Annotated in this window: 1 protein-coding gene and 1 pseudogene; one reads left to right on the top strand and one right to left on the bottom strand. The window is 73.4% G+C overall.

Translation table 11 applies throughout. The annotated features are described in order from the left end of the window. A pseudogene (locus CCN56_RS39285) lies at positions 1–775 on the bottom strand (phosphatase); the annotation flags it as partial. Between the two features lie 558 nt (positions 776–1,333). Between CCN56_RS39285 and CCN56_RS39280 the strand changes: the two are divergent. After that, positions 1,334–2,080: a bifunctional DNA primase/polymerase gene (locus CCN56_RS39280; RefSeq protein ID WP_086832388.1), complete on the top strand. Its 747-nt coding sequence runs from the start codon at positions 1,334–1,336 to the stop codon at positions 2,078–2,080. The last annotated feature ends 87 nt before the right edge of the window (positions 2,081–2,167 follow it).

Below are 2,167 nucleotides of genomic sequence, written 5' to 3'. Positions count from 1 at the left end.
GGGCGGCGAGCTGGACGCCGGGGACGCGGGGGAGGCGGCTGGGGAGCAGTTCCTCGGCGACGGTGGAGACCTGGACGCGGGCGCGCTCGACCTGGAGGAGCCGGGCGAGGTGCTCGGTGGCGAAGCGGCCGTAGAGCCCGATGAGGTGGCGCCGGCGCTCGTCGGGTTCGGCGGGCTCGTCGTAGAGCCAGACGAGCGCGCCGAGCCGGCCGGCCTCCTCGGTGGCGAGGGGGAGGGCGTAGCTGGCGGCGTAGCCGAGGCGGGCGGCGACCTCGCGGTGGCGGGGGTCGAGGCCCTCCTCCGTACGGACGTCGCGGATGGCGATCGGGTCGGGGACGCGCTCGGGGTGGACGGGGTCGGGGAGGCCGTCGAGGAGGCGGCCGTAGCTGGTGGCGCTGCGCGGGACGGTCTCGATGGTGCCGAGCTCGGAGTGGGCGAGGCCGAGGCCGATGGTGCCGGTGGGGCCGTGGCCGTCGGCCGGTTCGAGGACGGCCATGCCGCGGCGGGCGCCGACGAGGGCGGCTCCGGCGCCGAGCACCTCGCGGAGGGCCTCGTCGAGGGAGGAGGTCCTGATGAGGCGCTCGGTGAGTTCGTGGAGGGTGGTGAGGTCGGAGACCCAGGAGGCGAGCCGGTCCTGGATCAGGACTCCGGGTGGGAGGGCCTCCTCGGAGGGACCCGCCGCCGCGGGGACCCCGGGAAGGGGCGACGCAGTGTGCGGTGACCCGGGAACAGTGGAATCGATTCCGGCCACTTTCGGCATGCGTGGGGTGCTCATGCCGGTCGGCTTTCCGACCGGTGCGTTTGACGCCAAAGCATCGCAAACCCCCATGTCAATCAGAGCCGCTCGATGTCTCCACATGTACACGCACCGGAGGAACGATGTCCAGCATTGTCCCGATGGGACTTGTGGTGTCCGTGAGCTTGAGCAAGGGGGTTGAAGTGCACGGAAAGTTGGCTGAAAATTGCCCCCGGTGTGCACCTTTTGCGATCGACTGGCGTCGTTTGAAAGCGCGTCATTCCAAGCGTGCTGGGTACGTACTCGGTGACAGGCAGGGGCAGTTGACACCGCCCCGGAACGTGACGCGGAACCCCGGCGTCTTTCCCGCCGCAGGCCGCAACCCGCCACCGAGTGGCGGGGAACGTGTTCTGACCCGCTCCGGCTCTGACCTGGCTCCACCCGGTTCCCCCGGGATCCATCCGGCACCGGCCCGGTCCGCACCGCTCCTCGGCGGCCCGGCACCCCGCCGACCCGGCACGCGCTGATACGCACGGTGAAGAGTTCTGCACATGGTGTGATGTGGATTCGGCGTTCAACGGAAAGGAACGAGCGCTCATGCGCGAGATCCTCGGAAGGCGACGCAGGCTCCGGTTCCGGCGCAAGGAGAGGACCGCCCGGCTCGACGCCGCGGTCACCTTCGCGGTCGAGTGGAACTGGCCCGTCCTGCCGGGCGCGGGCCTGAGAGCGACGACCCGTACGGCCACGGGAACGGGCGCGGGCCTGAGGGAAGCGACCCGTACGGCCATGGGGGCGGCGCCCCGTGCGGCCGCCGGAGCGGTCTGCTCCTGCCCCGACCCCGACTGCGTGGTGCCCGGCGCGCACCCCTACGACCCCGGACTGCTCGCGGCCACCACGGACGAGCGCATGGTCCGCTGGTGGTGGACCCGGCGCCCGGACGCCCCGGTCGTCCTCGCCACGGGCGGCCGCGCGCCCTGCGCGGTCAGCCTCCCGGCGGTGGCGGGGACGCGGGCCCTCGCCGCGCTCGACGCGGCGGGCATGCGGCTCGGCCCGGTGGTGGCGACCCCGACCCGCTGGTCGATCCTCGTCGCCCCGTACGGCCTCGAACGGCTCGGCGAGCTGCTGTACGCGAAGGACGACGTGCCCAGCTCGCTGCGGTTCCACGGCGAGGGCGGCTATCTGCTCCTTCCGCCGTCGGTCGCGGGGACCGGGCAGGTGCGCTGGGAGCGGGCGCCCCTCGCGGGCTCGGCCCGGCCCTGGCTGCCCGACGTCGAGGCGGTGGTCGACGCCCTGGTCGAGGCGAGCACGAGCACGCCGGGCGGCGGGAGCAGGCTGGCGTACTGAGCCCTCGGACACGGGCCCGTTCACCCGAACGGGTGTGTCCTGGTCCGACTTGCAGGGGAAACGGGCGCGCGGCCCGCCGGGCGCCCG

The organism is Streptomyces sp. NRRL B-24572, from assembly GCF_002156145.1.
Taxonomy (GTDB): Bacteria; Actinomycetota; Actinomycetes; order Streptomycetales; family Streptomycetaceae; genus Streptomyces; species Streptomyces vietnamensis.
This window is presented reverse-complemented; position numbering and strand designations above follow the sequence as displayed.

Excerpts from the sequence above, each read along its gene's own strand:
- CCN56_RS39280 (WP_086832388.1), top strand. The coding sequence starts at position 1,334 with ATGCGCGAGATCCTCGGAAGGCGACGCAGGCTCCGGTTCCGGCGCAAG.